Source organism: Streptomyces sp. NPDC048275, assembly GCF_040652275.1.
In the GTDB taxonomy this organism is placed as follows: Bacteria; Actinomycetota; Actinomycetes; order Streptomycetales; family Streptomycetaceae; genus Streptomyces.
The window spans coordinates 22,923-44,583 of sequence record NZ_JBEZLR010000035.1 but is presented as its reverse complement, the minus strand read 5'-3'; the positions used below and the strand labels follow the sequence as shown (position 1 = coordinate 44,583).

Genomic DNA, 21,661 nt, shown 5'->3' with positions numbered 1-21,661 from the left:
CTGCGTCCCGGCGGGAAGCCGCGTCCGTCGGGTCCCCCGCGCGTGCTCTTCTTTGCCCGCCGGGCCCCAGGGCCGCGTCCGCGCGCAGTTGTCCCGCCGGCGGACCGTCTTCCCCGCCCCCCGCTCATCCGCACCCTCCGGCCGCTGAGGGGGCCTTCCCAGCGTCCCCGTGCAGGTGCTGCCGCACGCGGGCGAAGCGCGCTCCCCGCATCTGTTGGCGACCCCGTCAGGTATTTCGCGGTGCTGCGAGAGGGCTGAACGGCGTCGTTCTCCCGTGGGGCGGACCAGGGCGGCAGAGGGCTGGGCGGAGCGCGCTATGGGCCGCATGTTCAGAATGCGAGATATGCGTCCGTAATGACAAGGTAAAGTAGTGGCCATAGGGTGCGCCGGGAAGTCTGGTCGGCAACGTCGTCAGTGACCCCTCGTGACGGCCGTCAGCAACTGATACCGACCCGGAAGGTGCACCCCGTGGCCGCGCCCAGCACGAACCCCCGCAAGTTCCTCGGACGGCTGTCCCTGCCCGAGCGGAACTTCGTCGCCGACGCACTGCGGACCGAGACCGTGGGCGGCGTGCTGCTGCTGGTCGCTGCCGTCACCGCACTGATCTGGGCGAACTCGCCGCTGCGGGACAGTTACGCGGACGTGAGCCACTTCCATCTCGGGCCCGCGGCGCTCGGCCTGAACCTGTCCGTCCAGCACTGGGCGGCCGACGGACTGCTCGCGGTGTTCTTCTTCGTCGCCGGTATCGAGCTCAAGCGAGAGCTGGTGGCCGGGGATCTCCGGGATCCGAGGGCCGCCCTGCTGCCGGTCGCCGCAGCGATCTGCGGGATGGCCGTACCGGCGCTCGTCTACACCCTCACCAATGTCATGGGGGACGGGTCCCTCGCGGGGTGGGCCGTACCGACCGCCACCGACATCGCCTTCGCGCTCGCCGTGCTCGCCGTGATCGGGACGTCGCTGCCGTCCGCCCTGCGCGCCTTCCTGCTCACCCTCGCCGTCGTCGACGATCTGTTCGCGATACTCATCATCGCGATCTTCTTCACCGACAGGATCGACTTCGCGGCTCTCGGCGGGGCCGTCATCGGGCTCGCCGTGTTCTGGCTGCTGCTGCGCAAGGGCGTACGCGGGTGGTACGTGTATGTACCGCTCGCGCTGGCCAACTGGGGCCTGATGTACAACAGCGGCGTGCACGCCACCATCGCCGGTGTCGCGATGGGCCTGATGCTGCGCTGCCACCGGCACGAGGACGAGGAGCACTCCCCCGGCGAGCACATCGAGCATCTCGTGCGGCCCCTGTCGGCGGGACTCGCCGTTCCCCTGTTCGCCCTGTTCAGCGCGGGGGTCGCGGTCTCCGGCGGGGCGCTGGGGGATGTGTTCACGCGGCCCGAGACACTGGGTGTCGTGCTCGGACTCGTCGTCGGCAAGGCGGTCGGCATCTTCGGCGGTACGTGGCTCACGGCCCGGTTCACCAAGGCCTCGCTCAGCGACGATCTGGTCTGGCCGGACGTCTTCGCCATCGCCTCCCTCGCCGGTATCGGTTTCACCGTCTCGCTGCTCATCGACGAGCTCGCCTTCCAGAGCGACCTTGCGCTCACCGACGAGGTGAAGGCCGCCGTCCTGATCGGCTCGCTCATAGCCGCCGTATGCGCGACCGCGCTGCTGAAGATACGTAACGCCAAGTACCGTGCGCTGTGCGAGACGGAGGAGCGAGACGAGGACCTCGACGGCATCCCGGACATCTACGAGCAGGACAACCCGGCATACCACCTGCGGATGGCCGAGATTCACGAGCGGAAGGCCGCTGAACACCGGAGGCTTGCCGAAGTAACGGGCGGGGCAAGCGAGGAGAACGACGGTCCGGCATGATCGGACACGACAAAACAAACCAAGAAGACCAGCACGCAAAAACAGGGAGTCCGCGATGAGCGCACCCGACGGCAGCCCGGTCGGCGCCGAACGCAGCATCGGCCAGCTGTTCGCCTCGGCGACGACCGAAATGTCCGCACTGGTGCACGACGAGATCGCGCTGGCGAAGGCGCAGCTCAAGCACGATGTCAAGCGCGGTGCGGTGAGCGGCGGCTCGTTCTCCGCGGCCGGCGCGGTGCTGATCTTCTCCCTGCCGATGCTGAACTTCGCCCTGGCGTACGGCATCCGCACCTGGAGCCACTGGAATCTCGCGATCTGCTTCCTGCTGTCGTTCGCGGCGAACGTGCTGGTCGCCGCCGTCCTCGCACTCATGGGTGTCGTCTTCGCGAAGAAGGCCAAGAAGGGGAAGGGTCCCCAGAAGGTCGCCGCCTCGATGAAGGAGACGGCGGGCGTCCTGCAGAGCGCCAAGCCTCACCCCCGGGCGGAGCGGGTCGAGGACGCCGTCGAAGCTGTGACACGCTCATCCTCATGACGGACCCCGCCACACCTTCGGCGCAACCCACCTCGGTCGTACGACTCGACGTCCCCGGCGGGCAGGAGCTGACCCATCGGGATGTCGCCGCCAACGGTGCGCGCTTCCACATCGCCGAGATGGGCGACGGGCCGCTCGTGCTGCTGCTGCACGGTTTCCCACAGTTCTGGTGGACGTGGCGCCATCAGCTGGTCGCGCTCGCCGACGCCGGCTTCCGGGCCGTGGCCATGGATCTGCGGGGAGTCGGCGGCAGCGACCGCACCCCGCGCGGTTACGACCCCGCCAATCTCGCGCTCGACATCACCGGGGTCGTACGGTCCCTCGGTGAGCCGGACGCGGCACTGGTCGGGCACGACCTGGGCGGATATCTGGCCTGGACGGCGGCCGCGATGCGCCCCAAGCTGGTCCGCCGGCTCGCCGTCTCCTCGATGCCGCATCCCCGGCGCTGGCGCTCGGCCATGCTCTCCGACGTCAAGCAGACGGCCGCGGGCTCCTACATCTGGGGATTCCAGCGGCCGTGGATCCCGGAGCGTCAACTCGTCGCGGACGACGGCGCCTTGGTGGGCCGTCTGATGCGGGACTGGTCGGGGCCGCGGCTGCCGGACGACGAGGCGGTGGAAACGTACCGCCGCGCCATGTGCATCCCCTCCACGGCGCACTGCTCGATCGAGCCGTACCGGTGGATGGTGCGGTCCATGGCCCGACCGGACGGGATCCAGTTCAACCGGCGCATGAAGCGGCCGGTTCGGGTGCCGACGTTGCATCTGCACGGCTCGCTCGACCCGGTGATGCGGACGCGGAGCGCGGCGGGCTCCGGGGAGTACGTCGAAGCGCCGTATCGCTGGCGGCTGTTCGACGGTCTCGGGCACTTTCCGCACGAGGAGGACCCCATGGCGTTTTCGACCGAACTGATCAACTGGCTGAAGGACCCCGAGCCCGATCGGTGACCCATCGGTGATCTGTCGACGGCCTGTCGATGACCGTCGGAATGCGTCCGGTATCGCGCCCGGCACCGCACCCGGCACCGCGTCCGCTATGCGGACAGGAACGCGTGTCCTACGAACAGCCAAGTGCCTCGCGCATAGGCCAATTGGGGAGCGCGGGCGCGGTTATCGACCTTGGGGCAGGGGCAGACGTCGGGGTATGGGCTGGACGCACGACTACAGTGACGTAGCACGCACACGCCGCTCGGCCACGGGCCTGAGCTCCCACCAGAGGGGCACCCCGCAGTTGCCGGGCGCGGACCCCCGAGTGGGGATCCCGCACATTCTGCGTCGGCGGGCCCGCTGGGTCTCCGTGCGGTTGCGGCATCCTCGCGGCTGACCGGCCGCCCCCACCGGGCCCCGCACCACTAGGACCTACAGCGCGCAGCTGTCGCTGTCCACCTGCTGGTTCGCGGTACGCCCCTTGGTGATGTCCTCCTGGACCTCGTCCGCGGTGAGCGCGTACCCCGTGTTGGCGTCGTCGAGCGACTTCGCGAAGACCACGCCGTACACCTTGCCTTCGGGTGTGAGCAGGGGGCCGCCGGAGTTGCCCTGGCGCACGTTCGCGTAGAGCGAGTAGACGTCGCGGCGCACCGTCTTGCGGTGGTAGATGTCCGGGCCGTTGGCCGTGATGCGGCCGCGCACGCGCGCGGGCTGGACGTTGTACGACCCGTTCTGCGGGAAGCCGGCGACGATCGCGTTGTCGGCGCTGTTGGCGTCCTCGGTGGTGAACTGCAGGGCGGGCGCGTCCAGGTTCGGTACGTCGAGTACGGCGATGTCGCGCTCCCAGTCGTACAGGACGACCGTGGCGTCGTACCTCTTGCCCTCACCGCCGATCTGGACGGTGGGCTCGTCGACTCCGCCGACGACATGCGCGTTGGTCATCACACGGCGGTCGCCGAAGACGAAGCCGGTGCCTTCGAGGACCTTGCCGCAACTCGTGGCGGTGCCCATCACCTTGACGATGGACTTCTGTGCGCGGATGGCCACAGCGCTGCTCGCGAGGGCCGGGTCGGGGGGCTGGACGTCGGTGATGGGCTCGTTGGCGAACGGGCTGAAGACCTGCGGGAAGCCGTTTTGCGCAAGGACCGAGGAGAAGTCCGCGAACCAGGTGTCGGCCTGGTTCGGCAGAGCCCTGGAGACGCCGAGGAGGACCTTGGAGTTGCGGACCTCCTTGCCGAGCGTCGGCAGCGTCGTGCCGGCGAGGGCCGAGCCGATCAGCCAGGCGACCAGGAGCATCGCCACGACGTTGACGAGGGCGCCGCCCGTCGCGTCCAGGGCGCGGGCCGGGGACCATGTGATGTAGCGGCGCAGCTTGTTGCCGAGGTGGGTGGTGAGGGCCTGGCCGACGGAGGCGCAGACGATCACGACGATCACCGCGACGACGGCCGCGGTCGTACTCACCTCGGTGTCGTTGGTCGCCCAGCCCCAGATGACGGGGAGCGCGTAGACGGCGACGAGGCCACCGCCCAGGAAGCCGATCACCGACAGGATGCCGACGACGAAGCCCTGGCGATAGCCCACGATCGCGAACCACACAGCGGCGACCAGCAACAGGATGTCCAGCACGTTCACCGCTTCAAGCCCCGCCTCGTCACTTTCCGGTCGCGATCGTCCGGCCGGGGGTCCGGCCCGCCGCACAGCGGCAATGGAACAGCACTGCGCACCCCGGGAGAACACAGCACGGGGGCCACCCTGTCATGCGCGCCAGTCGAGCGGGACCTGCTTCTCACGGTCCCAGGGCAGCTCCCAGCCCGCGTAGTGCAGCAATCGGTCGATGATCCCCGCCGTGAAGCCCCACACCAGGGCCGATTCGACCAGGAATGCCGGACCTCGGTGGCCACTGGGGTGCACGGTCGTCGCGCGGTGGGCGGGGTCCGTGAGATCCGCCACGGGGACCGTGAAGACGCGGGCCGTCTCGGCCGGATCGACCACACCGACCGGGGTCGGCTCGCGCCACCAGCCCAGCACCGGGGTGACCACGAAGCCGCTCACCGGGATGTACAGCTTGGGCAGCACGCCGATGAGCTGGACGCCCCGGGGGTCGAGGCCGGTCTCCTCCTCGGCCTCGCGGAGCGCGGCCCGCAGCGGCCCGTCGGCCTTCGGGTCGCCGTCCTCGGGGTCGAGGGCGCCACCGGGGAAGGAAGGCTGCCCGGCGTGCGAGCGCAGCGAGCTGGCGCGCTCCATCAGCAGCAGCTCGGGGCCCCGGGCGCCCTCGCCGAAGAGGATGAGGACGGCGGACTGCCGCCCCGCGCCGTTCGTCGGCGGCAGGAAGCGGCTCAGTTGGAGCGGCTCCACCGTCTCCGCGGCGCGCACCACCGGGGTGAGCCAGGCGGGCAGGCCGTCCTTGCTCACCTGCACCTGACCGTCGTGCGCGTTGCCCGTATGGCTCACGTGCGTCATCGCCACCCCCGTTCTGCTGTTCCCAACGCCGGGCGGCGCCGTGTTCGTTCCGTCATCCGGCGCCCAGTGGGGGTGCCGGGATGCCGCCCGCGTCCAGGTAGGCCTGCGGGGGGTTGAGGCGCTGGCCAGGGAATCCGCCCTTCTCGTACTTCAGCAGCTTCCTGGCCTTCTCGGGGTCCGTCTCGCCCTCCCCGTACGCCGGGCAGAGCGGGGCGATGGGGCAGGCGCCGCACGCGGGCTTGCGGGCGTGGCAGATGCGGCGGCCGTGGAAGATCACGTGGTGGGACAGCATCGTCCACTCGCTCTTCGGGAAGAGCGCGCCGACGGCCGCCTCGATCTTGTCCGGGTCGGTCGCGTCGGTCCACTGCCAGCGGCGCACGAGCCGCTGGAAGTGGGTGTCCACGGTGAGTCCAGGCCGCCCGAAGGCGTTGCCGAGCACCACGAAGGCGGTCTTGCGGCCCACTCCGGGCAGCTTGACGAGGTCTTCGAGGCGGCCGGGGACCTCGCCCCCGAAATCGTCCACCAGAGCCTTGGAGAGCCCTATCACCGACTTGGTCTTGGCCCGGAAGAACCCGGTCGGGCGCAGGATCTCCTCGACCTCCTCCGGGTTCGCCGCGGCAAGATCCTCGGGGGTGGGGTACTTGGCGAAGAGCGCCGGCGTCGTCTGGTTCACCCGCAGGTCGGTCGTCTGGGCCGACAGGACGGTGGCGACCACCAACTGGAAGGGGTTCTCGAAGTCCAGCTCCGGGTGGGCGTACGGGTACACCTCGCCGAGTTCGCGGTTGATACGGCGGGCGCGGCGGACGAGGGCGGTGTGGGACTCGGTCTTGGGCGGCTTCTTGGCAACGACTGTCGGGAGCGGCTTCTTGGCGGCAGCCTTCGTCGGCGACTTGGCGGCAGCCTTCGCGGGCGACTTCTTGGCGGCAGCATCCGTGAGCGACTTCTCGGCGGCAGCCTTCGCGGGCGGCTTGTGGCCGACGGCTTTCGTGGGCGGCTTCTTGCCGACAGCCTCCGCGTCTGACGCCCTTTTGGTCGCGGCTGTCGCCTTTTTGGCGGACTTCTTTGTCGCCACCTCCACCGGCATCGACTTTGTCGCTTTTGTCGCTTTCTTGCTTCCGCCGGAGGCCTGTTCGCCCACAGCGGAATCCTTCCGTACAACCACCCGCCCAGCCCCCTTGGCCTGTGCTCTCACCGGTGATTTGGACACCCGGCCAGCCTAAAGCCCACCACCGACATCCGCCCTGGACCCAGAAGATCAGCCCCCAATTGGCCCCCTGCCGCACTGCCCGGGACGCCGGTGCGGCAGACTTGTGACTGATCACACTGTTTGGACCGTCCGGCAAGATGGGGAGCACGGTCCCCTGGTAGCACCGGGGAGCAAGATCCCCTGAGCAGGTCGACAAGGAGAGAACTCGTGGACGACGTTCTGCGGCGCGCCCCGCTCTTCGCGGCGCTCGATGACGAGCAGGCCTCGGAGCTCCGCGCCTCCATGAGTGAGGTGACGCTCGCACGCGGCGACGCTCTCTTCCACGAGGGCGACCCCGGCGACCGCCTCTACGTGGTCACCGAGGGCAAGGTGAAGCTCCATCGCACCTCCCCCGACGGCCGCGAGAACATGCTCGCCGTCCTGGGCCCCGGTGAGCTCATCGGCGAGCTGTCGCTGTTCGACCCGGGTCCGCGCACGGCCACGGCCAGCGCGCTGACCGAGGTCAAGCTGCTCGGCCTCGGCCACGGCGACCTCCAGCCCTGGCTGAACGCGCGGCCCGAGGTCGCCGCCGCCCTGCTGCGCGCCGTCGCCCGGCGCCTGCGCAAGACCAACGACCAGATGTCCGACCTGGTCTTCTCGGACGTGCCCGGCCGCGTGGCCCGCGCGCTCCTGGACCTCTCCCGCCGCTTCGGCGTGCAGTCGGAGGAGGGCATCCACGTCGTGCACGACCTGACGCAGGAGGAGCTGGCCCAGCTGGTCGGCGCGTCCCGCGAGACGGTCAACAAGGCGCTCGCCGACTTCGCGGGCCGCGGCTGGCTGCGCCTGGAGGCCCGCGCGGTGATCCTGCTGGACGTGGAGCGACTCGCGAAGCGCTCGCGCTGACCGAGCATCTTCACCTCTTCGCAGGACGTCCCGTAGTACCTGGGCGACGTGCTGGTACACCGCCGTAGTGAAGGGCCCCGTCGAACGGCGGGGCCCTTCACGTGTCGCAGGATGTGGGACGCGCCGCGGCCAGGGTGCTCCCCACCCTCCACGCAGTGAGCGAGAACGCGGAGCAGCCGAGCGCGCCCTGACACGGGAAATGTCATGAACCCCTGCCTCCCGCCGTTGCACAGTGGTCTCATGCACGACAAGGGACTCGACGGCCAGGGATACATCGCGCGCGAGGGCTCCCTCGGACTGATCCCGCGGGAGTTCCGGCCGGTGGTCGCCGCGGCCCGCGACCGGCTGCTGGACGTCTTCAGGTCGCGGATGACGAGCGCGTACCTCTACGGGTCGATTCCGCGCGGCACCGCGCGCGTGGGCCGCTCCGACCTCGATCTGCTGCTCGCCCTGCGCGAGGAGCCCACTGAGTCGGACCGGGCGGACGCGCGGGCGCTCGACGAGTCGCTCGACAAGGAGTTCGCGCAGATCGACGGGGCCGGAACGCTGCTGTTCAGCCGTGGGCGGCTGCTGAGCGACCTGGAGACGTACGACCTCGGCTGGTTCGTCGCCTGCCTCTGTACGCCGCTCCTGGGCGAGGACCTGGCCGAGGACCTGCCCCGCTACCGCCCCGACTCCCGCCTCGCCCGCGAGACGAACGGCGACCTCGCCCTGCTCCTGCCGCGCTGGCGCGAGCGGATCGATCTGGCCGCCGACACCGAGGAGGCCCGGCGCCCGCTGGTCCGCTTCATGTCACGCCATCTCGTCCGGACCTGCTTCACGCTGGTCATGCCCCGCTGGAACGGCTGGACCAGCGACCTGAAGGAGATGGCTGAGGCATTCGGCGCGTACTACCCGGAGCGGGCCGCCCAACTACGGGAGGCGGCCGCCCTCGGTTACGAGCCGAGCGGCGACCCCGCCGTCCTGCGGTCGTACGTCGACGACCTCGGACCGTGGCTGGCCGAGGAGTACGCGCGCGTGCACGGCGTCAAGGCTCCGCGGCCGGACTGAATCCGCATCAGATCCGGATCAGATGAGGCCGTGCTCGCGCAGGTAGTCCATCTGGGCCCGGACCGAGAGTTCCGCCGCGGGCCACAGCGAACGGTCCACGTCCGCGTACACATGCGCGACGACCTCGGTCGGCAACCGGTAGCCGTTCTCGACCGCCGTCTCGACCTGGGCGAGGCGGTGGGCGCGGTGGGCGAGGTAGAACTCGACGGCGCCCTGGGCGTCCTCGAGGACGGGCCCGTGCCCCGGAAGGACCGTGTGGACGCCGTCGTCGACCGTCAGCGAGCGCAGCCGCCGCAGCGAGTCGAGATAGTCGCCCAGGCGGCCGTCGGGATGGGCCACCACGGTCGTGCCACGGCCGAGGATGGTGTCACCCGTCAGGACGGCCCGATCGGCCGGGAGATGGAAGCACAGCGAGTCGCCGGTGTGGCCGGGGGTCGGTACGACGCGCAGCTCGAGGCCGCCGACGGTGATGACGTCCCCGTGTGCCAGCCCCTCGTCCCCGAGCCTCAGCGCCGGGTCCAGCGCCCGCACCTTCGTCCCCGTCAGCTCAGCGAACCGCGCGGCGCCCTCGGCGTGATCGGGATGCCCGTGCGTCAGCAGGGTCAGCGCGACCCGCTTCCCCGACTTCTCCGCGGTGTCCACGACCTGGCGCAGATGTACGTCGTCCAGGGGCCCGGGGTCGATCACCACCGCGAGCTCGGAGTCCGGCTCCGCGACTATCCAGGTGTTGGTGCCGTCCAGGGTCATCGCGGACGCGTTGGGGGCGAGGACGTTGACGGCACGCGCGGTGGCGGGGCCGGAGAGGACCTCACCGCGCGGCTGGCCGGGGAGGGCGGCGGCGTCGGTCATGCGGGGGCTCCACCGGTCGGTATGTGCTTGGTGAACTCGTCGTGGCCGGGCCAGGCGAGGATCACTTCGTCGTTCTCCAGGCGGGCCTTGGCCAGGACGGGGGTCAGGTCATGGGCGGGCGCGGCGGCGAGGACGTCGGCGGCGCTGTCGTACGGGATGAGCTGGCGCAGCGTCGCGATGGTGGGCGGCATCATCAGGAGCTCGCCCTTGTCGTACCCGTCGGCCGCGTCCGCGGGGCGGATCCAGACGGTGCGGTCGGCCTCCGTGGAGGCGTTGCGGGTGCGCTGGCCCTCCGGGAGGGCGGCCACGAAGAACCAGGTGTCGTAGCGGCGGGTTTCGAACTCCGGGGTGATCCAGCGGGTCCAGACGCCCAGGAGGTCGGACCTGAGCACGAGCCCCCTGCGGTCGAGGAACTCGGCGAAGGAGAGATCGCGGGCGACCAGTGCCGCGCGGTCCGCCTCCCAGTCGTCGCCAGTGGTGTCGCCGACCACGGTGTCGGGGGTGGGGCCCGCGAGCAGAACGCCGGCCTCCTCATACGTCTCCCGGACTGCCGCGCACACGATGGCCTGGGCGGACGTCTCGTCGACGCCGAGCCGTTGCGCCCACCACGCGCGCGTAGGGCCCGCCCAGCGGATCTGGTGGTCGTCGTCGCGCGGGTCCACGCCGCCGCCCGGATACGCGTACGCGCCTCCGGCGAAAGCCATGGAGGCGCGTCTGCGCAGCATGTGCACCACGGGGGTGGTGCCGTCGGTGTCCTTGAGCAGCATGACGGTGGCCGCACGCCTGGGGGGCACCGGTGTCAGCGTGCCCTCCGCGAGCGCGCGGATCCTTTCGGGCCACTCCGGTGGATACCACTGCCCATTCGCCATGGCCGGAGGCTATCCCGAGCCGGGCGAATGTTCGAGTGCCCGTGGAGGATCGCGGGGTGGGGGGCTGGGCCACGGGTGTTCGCCCCCGCCGCCCCTACCCTCCCCCAAGCTCTCGGCTTCGCTCGAGCAGGGGGGACCCCCATCATCCCTGGGGGCTCCGCCCCCAGGACCCCCCGTATCGGCCTCGAAGGCCTCGTCCTCAAACGCCGGACGGGCTGAAATGCCTGTCCGGCGGAGGCGGACGAAACCCGCACCCGGCGTCTCCCGCCTACGCCCCCGTCAGCTCCACCTGGAGTTCGACCTCCACCGGGGCGTCCAGCGGGAGGACCGCCACGCCGACCGCGCTACGGGCGTGCACGCCCTTGTCGCCGAGGACCGCGCCCAGCAGCTCACTGGCACCGTTCAGGACCCCCGGCTGCCCGGTGAAGTCCGCGGCGGAGGCCACGAAGCCGACGACCTTCACGACCCGCGCGATACGGTCCAGGTCGCCCGCCACCGACTTGACGGCTGCGAGCGCGTTCAACGCGCAGACGCGGGCCAGCTCCTTGGCCTCCTCGGCCGTGACCTCGCCGCCCACCTTGCCGGTGACCGGAAGCTTGCCGTCCACCATCGGAAGCTGGCCGGCGGTGTAGACGTACACCCCGGACTGCACGGCCGGCTGGTACGCGGCCAGCGGCGGGACGACGTCCGGCAGACTCAGCCCCAGCTCCGCGAGCCTCGCCTCGACGGCGCCACTCATGCCGACCTCTCGCGCTTCAGGTAGGCCACCAGCTGCTCAGGGTTGTTCGGCCCGGGCACGACCTGGACGAGCTCCCAGCCGTCCTCGCCCCAGGTGTCCAGAATCTGCTTCGTGGCGTGGACGAGCAGCGGCACGGTTGCGTATTCCCACTTGGTCATATGGCCGACTGTAGCCGTTGCCGTCCGGGGCCTCACGCACACGTTGTCCACAGCCTCCTGCGTAGTCCGGCGGCAGACTGGTTAGGCTCGAAGACGTGAGCAGGCTCCAGGTCGTCAGCGGCAAGGGCGGTACCGGCAAGACCACGGTAGCCGCGGCCCTCGCGCTCGCCCTCGCCACCGAGGGCAAGCGCACTCTCCTCGTCGAGGTCGAGGGCAGACAGGGCATCGCGCAGCTCTTCGAGACAGAAGCGCTGCCCTACGAGGAGCGGAAGATCGCCGTCGCTCCGGGGGGCGGGGAGGTGCACGCCCTCGCCATAGACCCCGAACTGGCCCTTCTGGACTACCTCCAGATGTTCTACAAACTGGGCAGCGCCGGCCGCGCCCTGAAGAAGCTCGGCGCCATCGACTTCGCGACCACCGTCGCGCCCGGCCTGAGGGACGTACTCCTCACGGGGAAGGCGTGTGAGGCCGTACGCAGGAAGGACAAGAGCGGACGGTTCGCCTACGACTACGTGGTCATGGACGCGCCGCCCACAGGGCGCATCACCCGCTTCCTGAACGTCAACGACGAAGTCGCGGGGCTCGCCAGGATCGGCCCGATACACAATCAGGCACAGGCCGTGATGCGCGTTCTCAAGTCCCCGGAGACGGCGGTGCACCTGGTGACGCTGCTGGAGGAGATGCCCGTCCAGGAGACCGCGGACGGCATCGCCGAGCTGCGGGCCGCGACGCTGCCGGTGGGGCGGATCATCGTGAACATGGCGCGGCCCGCGCTCCTCGACGACGCCGACCTGGAGCTCACCGGCGCCGTCTCCCGCAGCGCCATCGCCAAGTCGCTCTCCGCGGCGGGACTCGGCGGCGCACGCCGCGGGGGGAACGCCGAGCGGCTCGTCGGCCCCCTCATGGAGCAGGCCGAGGAGTACGCCGAGCGGCACACCCTGGAGCGCGAGCAGCGGGCCGTCCTGACCGAGCAGGGCCTGCCGTTGCACGAACTCCCCCTGCTCGCCGAGGGAATGGACCTGGCGGGCCTGTACGAACTGGCCACGGAACTGCGTCAGCAAGGGATCTCATGAGTCCGGACCCGGCCCACCCCCAGGGCTCCGAACACGCCCAGAGCCCCACCCACACACACGACCCGGCCCGCGGACATGATCCTGCCCGCGCGATCGGCTCCGCCCGCATCCTGGACGTCGACCCGCTGCTCGACGATCCGGACACCCGCATCGTGGTGTGCTGCGGCTCGGGTGGCGTCGGCAAGACCACCACGGCGGCGGCCCTGGGACTGCGCGCCGCCGAGCGCGGCCGCAAGGTGGTCGTGCTCACCATCGACCCGGCGCGACGGCTCGCCCAGTCCATGGGCATCGACTCGCTGGACAACGTCCCGCGCCGGGTGAAAGGCATCGACGACTCCGCGGGCGGCGAGCTGCACGCCATGATGCTCGACATGAAGCGCACCTTCGACGAGATCGTCGAGGCGCACGCGGACGGCGAGCGCGCGGCCGCGATCCTGAACAACCCCTTCTACCAGTCGCTTTCGGCGGGCTTCGCGGGCACGCAGGAGTACATGGCGATGGAGAAGCTGGGGCAGCTGCGGGCGCGGGAGGAATGGGACCTCATCGTCGTCGACACGCCGCCGTCCCGCTCCGCGCTCGACTTCCTGGACGCGCCGAAGCGGCTCGGCTCCTTCCTCGACGGACGGCTGATCCGGCTTCTGACGGCCCCGGCGAAGCTGGGCGGCCGCGCGGGGATGAAGTTCCTGAACGTCGGGATGTCGATGATGACCGGCACCCTGGGGAAGTTGCTGGGCGGACAACTCCTCAAGGACGTCCAGACATTCGTGGCGGCGATGGACACGACCTTCGGCGGGTTCCGTACGCGCGCGGACGCCACGTACAAGCTGCTCCAGGCGCCCGGCACGGCCTTCCTGGTGGTGGCGGCCCCGGAGCGGGACGCGCTGCGCGAGGCCGCGTACTTCGTGGAGCGGCTGGCCGCCGAGGACATGCCGTTCGCCGGTCTGGTGCTCAATCGGGTGCACGGCAGCGGCGCCGCCCAGCTGTCGGCCGAGCGGGCACTCGCCGCCGCGGAAGATCTTGACTCCGCGGCCGCAGAAAATCTTGACGACACCCGCATTGTCGATCAGGAGGGCGGGAAAGCTGGACTTCGTAACTCTCCCGACACGTACGGCAGTTCAGAATCTCTCGCTTCCGAAGCACCAGCTCCTGACCCTGGTCCTGAAACCGATCCCGAGTCCGATGCCGACTCCGATGCCGGATCCGACCCTGAATCCGGTGCCGAATTCGATCCTGACGAAGGCTCCCCCGCCGCCACGGACGACACCGGCCGGACCGTCGAACAGCTCACCGCAGGCCTGCTGAGGCTGCACGCCGAGCGCATGCAGTTGCTCTCCCGCGAGCAGCGCACGCGTGACCGCTTCACCTCGCTCCACCCCGAGGTGGCCGTGGCCGAAGTGGCCGCGTTGCCCGGCGATGTGCATGACCTCGCGGGGTTGCGGAACATCGGGGAACGGCTCGCGGCCAATCGGCCCGAGCTGCCCACCTCCGGCATCTGAGCCGAGGCCGCGAGGGCCTGGCTGATGCCGCATCACCTGATCGCCTATGGGTGGCCCTGCACCGGCCTCATGGCGAATACAGGACACAACAGGGGCACGGACGTGCCCTTGGCCAGGCAGGCCGACGTGACCAGCCAGGCAGACGTGACCAGCCGCGCACCGGGCAGGCCGATACGACCGGGCCCGCGGGCCATGACCCTCGCGGACCCAAGCGCGGCCGGAGCCCCGGAGCCATGACCCTCGCGGACCCAAGCGCGGCCGGAGCCCCGGAGCCGTGGCCCTTGCCGGCCCATGCGTGCGCCGGCCCATGCGTGGCTGAGGGGGGCCGGGGGTGACCGCCCCGTCCCACCCGGTGGCCCGAGGGGGACGCCCTCAGCCCGCCGCCGCGTAGCGCTCGTACACCTCTTCCTCGTCGAGGGGCAGCAAGCCCGCACCGCGCTCGTACTCGATACGCGCGGTCTCCAGCAGGCGACGCCACGAGGTGACGGTGGGACGCCTGCGCAGCAGTGCGCGGCGCTCCCGCTCCGTCATGCCACCCCACACGCCGAATTCGACGCGATTGTCGAGCGCATCGGCGAGGCACTCCGTGCGTACCGGACATCCGGTACACACTGCCTTCGCCCTGTTCTGCGCTGCTCCTTGAACGAACAGTTCATCTGGATCGGTAGTGCGGCAGGCCGCCTGCGCACTCCAGTCGGTTACCCAGCCCATACCGGCGCCGTCCTCTCCCGAATCGAGGCTCCCCCACGGCGGCAGCGGCATATTCACCGCCGCCAGTTGAGGACGTTACGGAAGGTGGGCACAGCGCAACACCCCCTTCGGGCCCAATCTTGAATGGCCCGAACGGACTATGCGTAAGCGACAGATCACCCGGGGGAGTGAGCCGAGGACATGCGTAACCATCCCGGCAAAGCGGGGCAGTTCAGCTGAGTCACAACGGACGCCCGGTAACACATGAGGCTCATTCGGACACGACCTCAACGAACCCCCGACAAAAAAGTTGGGGAACCTCCGGAACGATTCGGGGTCGCCGGACGTATTGATACGTGGCCATACTGCTGTGACAGTTGAGAGCAGCTTAGGCCAAGGCCTATACGCGTGTCCGGCGAATGAGAACGTAGGCTGCCCTCATGCCAAAGAAGCGCTCGGGTGGGGGTCTGTCGGCTACGCAGCAAGCCGCCAAGTTCCTCGGTGTCAGTGTGCTCGCGGGAGCCGTGGCGGCCGGAATCGCGCTGCCCGCCGCGGGCGCGCTCGGCCTCGCGGCCAAGGGATCCGTCCAGGGATTCGACGAGATCCCCGACAACTTGAAAAGTCCGGCGCTCAGTCAGCGCACGACGATCCTGGACAGCGAGGGCGGCCAGATCGCGACGGTCTACTCGCGCGACCGCACAGTGGTCGACCTCAAGGACATCTCGCCGTACATGCAGAAGGCGATCGTCGCGATCGAGGACTCGCGCTTCTACCAGCACGGCGCGATCGACCTGAAGGGCATCCTGCGCGCCCTGAACCAGAACGCGCAGAACGGCGGAGTGGCCCAGGGCGCCTCCACGCTCACACAGCAGCTGGTGAAGAACTACTTCGTGGAGGAGGCCGGCGACGACCCGACGAAGGTTCGCCAGGCCACCCAGCAGACCCTCGGCCGCAAGGTCCGCGAGCTCAAGTACGCGATCCAGCTCGAGGAGAAGCTCGGCAAGAAGAAGATCCTCGAGAACTACCTGAACATCACGTTCTTCGGTCAGCAGGCGTACGGCATCGAGGCCGCCGCCCAGCGCTACTTCTCCAAGTCGGCCAAGGAGCTGAACCTCCAGGAATCGGCGATGCTCGCGGGTATCGTCCAGTCGCCCAGCCGGTACGACCCGGTCAACGACGAGGCGGAGGCCACCAAGCGCCGCAACACCGTGCTGCAGCGCATGGCCGACGTGAACGACATCTCCCAGAAGGACGCCGACCAGGCCAAGGAGACGAAGCTCGGCCTCAAGGTCAGCCAGCCGAAGAACGGCTGCATCACGGCGGTCAAGGGCGCGAGCTTCTTCTGCAAGTACGTGGAGAAGGTCTTCCTGAGCGACCCGGTCTTCGGTAAGACCAAGGAGGACCGGGCGAAGATCTGGAACCGGGGCGGCCTGACCATCCGGACGACGCTCGACCCGCAGGCGCAGGACTCGGTGCAGGCCTCGATCAAGAGCCACGTCAACAAGTCGGACTCGGTCGCCACGGCGGCCACGCTGGTCGAGCCGGGCACCGGGAAGATCGTCGGCATGGGCCAGTCGAAGCCGTACGGCTACGCGAAGAACGAGACCGAGTACAACTACTCGGTCGACCGTGACATGGGCGGCTCGAACTACGGCTTCCCGACCGGTTCGACGTTCAAGCCGTTCGTGGCCGCGGCCGCGCTGGAGGAGGGGCGCCCGGTGACACAGCAGTACTCGGCGCCGTACAAGATGTCCTACCCCAGCCCCGTCCAGACGTGCGGCAGCGCTCCCTGGACCAACCAGGGCAACGAGACGCTGTCGAACGAGAGCACCTCGGAGAAGGGCCCTTACCCCCTGAAGGAGGCGATGGCCCTCTCGGTCAACACCTACTTCGTGCAGATGATCTCGGACATCGGCATCTGCCCGGTGGTGAACCTGACCAACAAGCTGCACGTCGTTCAGGGCAACGGCGACAAGCTGCCCGAGGTGCCCGCCATCACCCTCGGTTCCAAGGGCATCTCCCCGCTGACCATGGCGAGCGCGTACGCCACCTTCGCCAGCCGGGGCATGTACTGCACACCGATCGCCATCGAGTCGATCACCCAGCAGGTCGACGGCAAGCAGAAGTCGCTCGAGGTACCGAAGTCGACGTGCTCGCGCGCGATGTCGGAGAAGACCGCCGACAGCATCAACACCCTGCTGAGTGGCGTGATCGACTCCGGTACGGGTCAGCAGGCCGGTCTGACGGACCGCGCCAACGCCGGTAAGACGGGTACGACGGACGAGCGCAGGAACGCCTGGTTCGTCGGGTACACGCCGAACCTGTCGGGTGCGGTCTGGGTCGGCAGCCCCAAGCAGGACGTCAAGATGGTGAACATCCAGATCGGCGGCGTCTACCACGCCGAGGTCTACGGCGGCCAGGTGCCGGGCCCCATCTGGAAGGACGCCATGACCGGCGCCCTCGCGGGCAAGGAGTCCCCCTCCTTCAATCTCGTCACCATTCCCGATGTCGAGAAGGACAAGGACAAGGACAAGGGCCGGGGCGACGGGAACAACGGCGGCAACGGCAACGGCAACAATGGGAACGGGGGCGGGAACGGGAACACGACCTTCGGGAACACCATCAGCGGACTCACCACCGGTGGCACCGACGGCGGCCAGACGGGCGGCGGCACGATCCCGACGCCTTCCTTCTCGATTCCCGAGGGCTTCATTCAAGGGCAGGACGGCACGGGGGGTCGTAACGGGTAACGGGGTAACGGGAGACCCCGTAACCCTGTAACTCCACGACTCCACGACAGGGAGGGCCTGGCCTGACTGGCCAAGCCCTCCCTGTCGTGTCGATCAGACCTACGGGCCCGGGCCCGGCCTGTGAGAGCTGCCCCGCGTCGGGGCGGTGAACCCCTGGCCGAGAACCTCCCGGCGCTGGATCAGCCCGCGAGCAGCTGCTTGACCACCGCGGCGACGCGGCCGCCCTCGGCCTGCCCCGCGACCTTGGGGTTCACGATCTTCATGACCTGGCCCATGGCGCGCGGCCCCTCGGCGCCTGCCGCCCTGGCCTCCTCGACGGCCTGCGCGACGATCTGCTGAAGCTCCTCGTCGGACAGCTGCTGGGGAAGATAGGCGGCGAGGATCACGCCCTCCGCCTTCTCCCGCTCGGCGGACTCGGCGCGGCCGCCCTTCGCGAAGGCGTCCGCGGCCTCACGGCGCTTCTTCGCCTCGCGGGTGATCACCTTCTGCACTTCGTCGTCGGAGAGCTCGCGCTTCGTCTTGCCCGCGACCTCCTCATTGGTGATCGCGGAGAGGGTCAGCCGGAGCGTCGAGGAGCGGAGCTCGTCGCGCTCCTTGATGGCGGCGTTGAGGTCTTCCTGCAGCTTCGACTTGAGCGTGGTCATGTCGTCGATTGTCGCAGGTGTGGTGAGCCGGTCGCCTGCTGATTTCGGCGCGCGCCGCCCGCGCGCGCCCGAGGTTGTCCACAGGGGGGCACGCGGGGGACGCGGGGTCTGACACGATGGTCGTATGCGCGCGCTATACGGAGTACCCCTGGGAATCACGGCGGTGGGCGCCGCCGGACTGTTGTACGCGGCGGGGTTCGAGGCCCGTTCCTTCCGCCTCCGGCGGGTGACGGTCCCGGTCCTGCCACCGGGCATGCGACCGCTCCGAGTCCTCCAGGTCTCCGACATCCACATGGTGAGCGGCCAGCGCAAGAAGCAGCGCTGGCTGCGCTCCCTGGCCGGACTGCGCCCCGACTTCGTCATCAACACCGGGGACAACCTCTCCGATCCAGAGGGCGTCCCCGAAGTCCTGGACGCCCTCGGTCCCTTGAGGGAGTTCCCGGGCGCGTACGTCTTCGGCTCGAACGACTACTACGGCCCCAAACTCCGCAACCCCGCCCGGTACTTGGTGGAGAAGACCCAGGGCCGCCACGGGCTGAACGGCAACAAGCCGGTCGTGGACGCCGTCCACAACCCGTGGGAGGACCTGCGTGAAGGCTTCGACACGGCGGGCTGGCTGAATCTGACGAACACGCGGGGGACGCTGAAGATAGAAGGCGCCGAGATCGAGCTGACCGGTCTCGACGACCCGCACATCAGGCGGGACCGTTATGCGCGCGTGGCCGGCGGCCCGTCGGACTCGGCCGACTTCTCGCTCGGCGTCGTTCACGCCCCGTACCTGCGCACACTCGACGCGTTCACGGCGGACGGCTACCCCTTGATCCTGGCCGGCCACACCCACGGCGGCCAGCTTTGCCTCCCCTTCTACGGCGCCTTCGTCACCAACTGCGACCTGGACACGGACCGCGTGAAGGGCCTGTCCACACATACGGCGGAAGGGCAGACGTCGTACCTGCACGTCTCGGCGGGCTGCGGCACGAACCGCTACACGCCGGTACGGTTCGCGTGCCCGCCGGAGGCCTCGCTGCTGACGCTGGTGAGCCCGCAGTAGTCGGCCGGTCGGTCAGTCGGCCGGTCGGTCGGCCGGTCGGTCGGCCGGTCAGTCGGCCGGTCAGTCGGCCGGTCAGTCGGTCGGTCAGTCGGTCAGTCGGTCAGTCGGGGCGGTCGACGGGGCGGTGTCGGCACGGCACGGCCCCGCCGTAACCCACCCAGACGACCCATATCGCCCGATTCGCCCGCCCCGCTTAGCGTGAGGGCATGATCGCCCCGATACCCAAGGACATACCCGGCCTGCCCGCGATCCCGGGCATCCCGGCTCTGCCCCCCTCCATCGTCCCGGCGACAGCGGTGGTGACCCCCGCGCGCCGCCGACTGGCGGCGGTCTTCCGCATCCTGGTAGCCCTCGTCGCCGTGACGGGCGTGGTCATCGATCTGCTGCTGGGCAGCCCGCCGCGCGTGCTCAGCTACTTCACCATCCAGAGCAACCTGCTGGTGGCGGTGGTCTTCGCCGCCTCGGCCCGCCGGGCATGGACGGCCCGACGTCCGCTACCCCCCGTACTGACGGGCGGCACTCTGCTCTACATCTCCATCACAGGCCTGGTGTACCACCTGATCCTTGCGGACCTGTCCAGCCCCTTCTCCATGACCGGGGACATCACGACCTTCACGGGCTGGAAGGCGGTGTCGAACCACATCCTGCACACCGTGACGCCTATCGCCGTCCTGGTCGACTGGCTCCTGCTGACCAGCCCCGGCCGGCTGGCGTTCCGGCACGCGTCGACGTGGCTCCTCTATCCCCTCGCCTACCTGGCCTTCTCCCTCACCCGCGGCGCGATCCTGCCCACGGGCACCCCGGAGCGCTACCTCTACCCCTTCGTGGACGTGGACCAGCACGGCTACATCGGCATCCTCGGCAACGCCGCGATCCTCGGCGTCACCTTCTACGCCCTCTGCCTCCTCGTCGTCGCCCTCGATCACCTCCGCCCCGACCCACTCCGCCGCCGCGGCCGACGCCCCGAAAACCGGATTTCGTCTCCGGCCACCAGTGGGCTAAAGTAAACGACGTCGCCGCGACAAGCAGCGACAATCGGGGTGTAGCGCAGCTTGGCAGCGCGCTTCGTTCGGGACGAAGAGGTCGTGGGTTCAAATCCCGCCACCCCGACGCTGGTCAGAGGCCCATTCGCTTGATCGCGAATGGGCCTCTGTTGTGCTCGGGGGGCCAAACGGGGGGCCAAAGGGATTGAGTCAGGCCACCGCGTCGCCCTCGGCCTGGTCCTCCGCACTTCCCCCTTCCTGATCTTCAGCGAAGATCTCATCCATTGCTTCAGCCCCCTGTGTGATCACCGGTCGGAGCTGCTTGCGGTACACCGCCTCCGTGGTCGCCTGACTGCTGTGACCGACCAACAGCGCGATGCGCTCCAACGGGATGCCATGGTCCGAGAGCAGCGACACGAAACTGTGCCGTAGCTCCCGCGGTGTCCACTCCGGCTTCATCCCTGCCTTCTTCACGATGGCCTTGAAGTCGCGCCGGACGTTGGCGGCATCGAGCGGCTCGCCGCTCCGGGTCGTGAAGACGCGGCCGGTCGGGTCCCACTCCTTCCCCTTCGACGCCCGTTCCTGCTTCTGCCACCTCAGATGCTCTTCGAGCACGTCGACCACCTGATTCGGCAGAGCGATGGTCCGCCGGCTCTTCCTGGTCTTTGTCTCCCCGTGCTTGCGCACCGAGCGCCACACCGCGACGTGCGGCGGAACGTCGTCCTTCGTCTCAAGGAAGACGTGATCCCAGGTGAGAGGCCGCGCCTCTTCCGTACGAACGCCGCTGAGCAGCGAGAGCACAAGGTACGCGTACAGCCGTGACGGGCGTGCCGCAATGAGCACGGCTTTCGCCTCATCCAAGTTCAGTGCCTTGCTCGGTCGACCGGGGCGCCCCTCCGGTGCGGTGACGAGAAGGGCGACGTTGCGCGCTGCCTTGTCCCGCCGCTGAGCGTGCGCGGTGGACCGGCGCAGGATGGCGAGCAGGTCACGCAGGCTTCGCGTCGCGAGGAACTCGGCCCTGTCGTCCAACCAGTCGTCGACGTCGTCCGCGCTGAGTTCCTTCAGCTTGGCCTTGCCGATGAACGGGATCAGGTGCTTGTTCGCCATCGAGCGGTTCTTGCCGATGGTGCCCTTCTCGTCGCGCCCCTTGAGTCCGCGCTCCAACCAGTCGTTCACCGCGTCCGCCACGGTGTAGTTGGCCGGCGCCTTGACGCCGGTCTGTACCTCCTTTTTCAAGTCCCGGATCTTGTTGCGGACTTCGGTCTTCGTCTTGCCGTACACCTTCGGTCGACGGCGCTTGCCATTCGGGGCGTGACCCAGAGAAACGGCCCCCACAAAGCTCTTCTTTTTGGGGTCCCAATAGATCGTGTCCGCACCGTGGCCCGCCCTGGTGGCGCGTTTCGGGGTCTCGGTCATGCTGTGTCGTGCCTCCATAG

The 21,661-nt window shown here is 69.3% G+C and carries 20 protein-coding genes, 1 tRNA gene and 2 pseudogenes; 12 read left to right on the top strand and 11 right to left on the bottom strand.

Features of this window, described 5'->3' with window-relative positions:
• The first annotated feature begins 468 nt into the window (after nucleotides 1–468).
• The 4 genes from nhaA to AB0D57_RS21715 all read left to right on the top strand — a co-directional run bounded on the left by nhaA (nucleotide 469) and on the right by AB0D57_RS21715 (nucleotide 3,721).
• Nucleotides 469–1,866 carry a Na+/H+ antiporter NhaA gene (gene nhaA, locus AB0D57_RS21730; protein ID WP_362075156.1) on the top strand — a complete coding sequence of 466 codons (1,398 nt, stop codon included), beginning with the start codon at nucleotides 469–471 and terminating at the stop codon, nucleotides 1,864–1,866.
• Nucleotides 1,867–1,921: 55 nt separating this feature from the next.
• The gene (locus tag AB0D57_RS21725) at nucleotides 1,922–2,398 is read left to right on the top strand and encodes a phage holin family protein (protein ID WP_362075153.1); all 477 of its coding nucleotides are present in this window, start codon (nucleotides 1,922–1,924) and stop codon (nucleotides 2,396–2,398) included.
• The gene (locus AB0D57_RS21720) at nucleotides 2,395–3,345 is read left to right on the top strand and encodes an alpha/beta hydrolase (protein ID WP_362075150.1); all 951 of its coding nucleotides are present in this window, start codon (nucleotides 2,395–2,397) and stop codon (nucleotides 3,343–3,345) included. The genes AB0D57_RS21725 and AB0D57_RS21720 overlap by 4 nt, the downstream gene beginning before the upstream one ends.
• Before the next feature lie 196 nt (nucleotides 3,346–3,541).
• Nucleotides 3,542–3,721 (top strand): hypothetical protein, encoded by a 180-nt coding sequence (locus AB0D57_RS21715; protein ID WP_362075147.1) that lies wholly within the window; start codon nucleotides 3,542–3,544, stop codon nucleotides 3,719–3,721.
• Between the two features lie 35 nt (nucleotides 3,722–3,756).
• On the opposite strand, the gene AB0D57_RS21710 is transcribed toward AB0D57_RS21715, so the two are convergent.
• From AB0D57_RS21710 to nth, 3 genes are all read right to left on the bottom strand, one after another.
• Entirely contained in the window at nucleotides 3,757–4,956 is a 1,200-nt protein-coding gene (locus AB0D57_RS21710) for a MarP family serine protease (protein WP_362075144.1), read from the bottom strand.
• Between the two features lie 123 nt (nucleotides 4,957–5,079).
• Nucleotides 5,080–5,784, bottom strand: coding sequence for a CoA pyrophosphatase (locus tag AB0D57_RS21705; protein WP_362075141.1), 705 nt, complete (start codon nucleotides 5,782–5,784; stop codon nucleotides 5,080–5,082).
• A 52-nt stretch (nucleotides 5,785–5,836) separates the two neighbouring features.
• The gene (nth, locus tag AB0D57_RS21700) at nucleotides 5,837–6,868 is read right to left on the bottom strand and encodes an endonuclease III (RefSeq protein WP_362075247.1); all 1,032 of its coding nucleotides are present in this window, start codon (nucleotides 6,866–6,868) and stop codon (nucleotides 5,837–5,839) included.
• A 330-nt stretch (nucleotides 6,869–7,198) separates the two neighbouring features.
• On the opposite strand from nth, the gene AB0D57_RS21695 reads away from it, so the two are divergent.
• Both AB0D57_RS21695 and AB0D57_RS21690 read left to right on the top strand, forming a co-directional pair.
• A complete protein-coding gene (locus AB0D57_RS21695; protein WP_362075138.1) occupies nucleotides 7,199–7,873 on the top strand; it encodes a Crp/Fnr family transcriptional regulator in 675 nt (224 codons plus the stop codon).
• Nucleotides 7,874–8,113: 240 nt separating this feature from the next.
• Nucleotides 8,114–8,923: a nucleotidyltransferase domain-containing protein gene (locus AB0D57_RS21690; RefSeq protein WP_362075135.1), complete on the top strand. Its 810-nt coding sequence runs from the start codon at nucleotides 8,114–8,116 to the stop codon at nucleotides 8,921–8,923.
• An 18-nt stretch (nucleotides 8,924–8,941) separates the two neighbouring features.
• On the opposite strand, the gene AB0D57_RS21685 is transcribed toward AB0D57_RS21690, so the two are convergent.
• The 4 genes from AB0D57_RS21685 to AB0D57_RS21670 all read right to left on the bottom strand — a co-directional run bounded on the left by AB0D57_RS21685 (nucleotide 8,942) and on the right by AB0D57_RS21670 (nucleotide 11,538).
• Nucleotides 8,942–9,772 carry an MBL fold metallo-hydrolase gene (locus AB0D57_RS21685; protein WP_362075132.1) on the bottom strand — a complete coding sequence of 277 codons (831 nt, stop codon included), beginning with the start codon at nucleotides 9,770–9,772 and terminating at the stop codon, nucleotides 8,942–8,944.
• Nucleotides 9,769–10,641: an NUDIX hydrolase gene (locus AB0D57_RS21680; RefSeq protein WP_362075129.1), complete on the bottom strand. Its 873-nt coding sequence runs from the start codon at nucleotides 10,639–10,641 to the stop codon at nucleotides 9,769–9,771. The genes AB0D57_RS21685 and AB0D57_RS21680 overlap by 4 nt, the downstream gene beginning before the upstream one ends.
• 268 nt (nucleotides 10,642–10,909) lie before the next feature.
• Nucleotides 10,910–11,380: a RidA family protein gene (locus AB0D57_RS21675; protein WP_362075126.1), complete on the bottom strand. Its 471-nt coding sequence runs from the start codon at nucleotides 11,378–11,380 to the stop codon at nucleotides 10,910–10,912.
• The gene (locus AB0D57_RS21670) at nucleotides 11,377–11,538 is read right to left on the bottom strand and encodes a DUF4177 domain-containing protein (protein ID WP_143608830.1); all 162 of its coding nucleotides are present in this window, start codon (nucleotides 11,536–11,538) and stop codon (nucleotides 11,377–11,379) included. The genes AB0D57_RS21675 and AB0D57_RS21670 overlap by 4 nt, the downstream gene beginning before the upstream one ends.
• A gap of 95 nt (nucleotides 11,539–11,633) precedes the next feature.
• Between AB0D57_RS21670 and AB0D57_RS21665 the strand changes: the two genes are divergently transcribed.
• Both AB0D57_RS21665 and AB0D57_RS21660 read left to right on the top strand, forming a co-directional pair.
• Nucleotides 11,634–12,611, top strand: coding sequence for an ArsA-related P-loop ATPase (locus AB0D57_RS21665; protein ID WP_362075122.1), 978 nt, complete (start codon nucleotides 11,634–11,636; stop codon nucleotides 12,609–12,611).
• Nucleotides 12,608–14,107: an ArsA family ATPase gene (locus AB0D57_RS21660; RefSeq protein WP_362075119.1), complete on the top strand. Its 1,500-nt coding sequence runs from the start codon at nucleotides 12,608–12,610 to the stop codon at nucleotides 14,105–14,107. The genes AB0D57_RS21665 and AB0D57_RS21660 overlap by 4 nt, the downstream gene beginning before the upstream one ends.
• A 372-nt stretch (nucleotides 14,108–14,479) precedes the next feature.
• Here AB0D57_RS21660 and AB0D57_RS21655 read toward each other — a convergent pair whose 3' ends face one another.
• A complete protein-coding gene (locus tag AB0D57_RS21655) occupies nucleotides 14,480–14,818 on the bottom strand; it encodes a WhiB family transcriptional regulator (protein ID WP_362075244.1) in 339 nt (112 codons plus the stop codon).
• Nucleotides 14,819–15,237: 419 nt separating this feature from the next.
• Between AB0D57_RS21655 and AB0D57_RS21650 the strand changes: the two genes are divergently transcribed.
• Entirely contained in the window at nucleotides 15,238–17,547 is a 2,310-nt protein-coding gene (locus tag AB0D57_RS21650) for a transglycosylase domain-containing protein (protein WP_362075116.1), read from the top strand.
• Between the two features lie 179 nt (nucleotides 17,548–17,726).
• Here AB0D57_RS21650 and AB0D57_RS21645 read toward each other — a convergent pair whose 3' ends face one another.
• The gene (locus AB0D57_RS21645) at nucleotides 17,727–18,191 is read right to left on the bottom strand and encodes a GatB/YqeY domain-containing protein (RefSeq protein ID WP_362075113.1); all 465 of its coding nucleotides are present in this window, start codon (nucleotides 18,189–18,191) and stop codon (nucleotides 17,727–17,729) included.
• Nucleotides 18,192–18,315: 124 nt separating this feature from the next.
• Here AB0D57_RS21645 and AB0D57_RS21640 point away from each other — a divergent pair, with 124 nt between their 5' ends.
• Nucleotides 18,316–19,242: a metallophosphoesterase gene (locus tag AB0D57_RS21640; RefSeq protein ID WP_362075110.1), complete on the top strand. Its 927-nt coding sequence runs from the start codon at nucleotides 18,316–18,318 to the stop codon at nucleotides 19,240–19,242.
• Here AB0D57_RS21640 and AB0D57_RS21635 read toward each other — a convergent pair.
• A pseudogene (locus AB0D57_RS21635) lies at nucleotides 19,176–19,322 on the bottom strand (PT domain-containing protein); the annotation flags it as partial. The gene AB0D57_RS21640 and the pseudogene AB0D57_RS21635 overlap by 67 nt on opposite strands.
• Before the next feature lie 126 nt (nucleotides 19,323–19,448).
• Here AB0D57_RS21635 and AB0D57_RS21630 point away from each other — a divergent pair.
• Nucleotides 19,449–20,244, top strand: a pseudogene (locus AB0D57_RS21630) (Pr6Pr family membrane protein).
• Between the two features lie 34 nt (nucleotides 20,245–20,278).
• Nucleotides 20,279–20,352 (top strand) — tRNA-Pro (locus AB0D57_RS21625).
• A gap of 83 nt (nucleotides 20,353–20,435) precedes the next feature.
• Here the strand turns inward: AB0D57_RS21625 and AB0D57_RS21620 are convergent.
• Nucleotides 20,436–21,641 carry a site-specific integrase gene (locus AB0D57_RS21620; RefSeq protein WP_362075107.1) on the bottom strand — a complete coding sequence of 402 codons (1,206 nt, stop codon included), beginning with the start codon at nucleotides 21,639–21,641 and terminating at the stop codon, nucleotides 20,436–20,438.
• Nucleotides 21,642–21,661 lie beyond the last annotated feature (20 nt).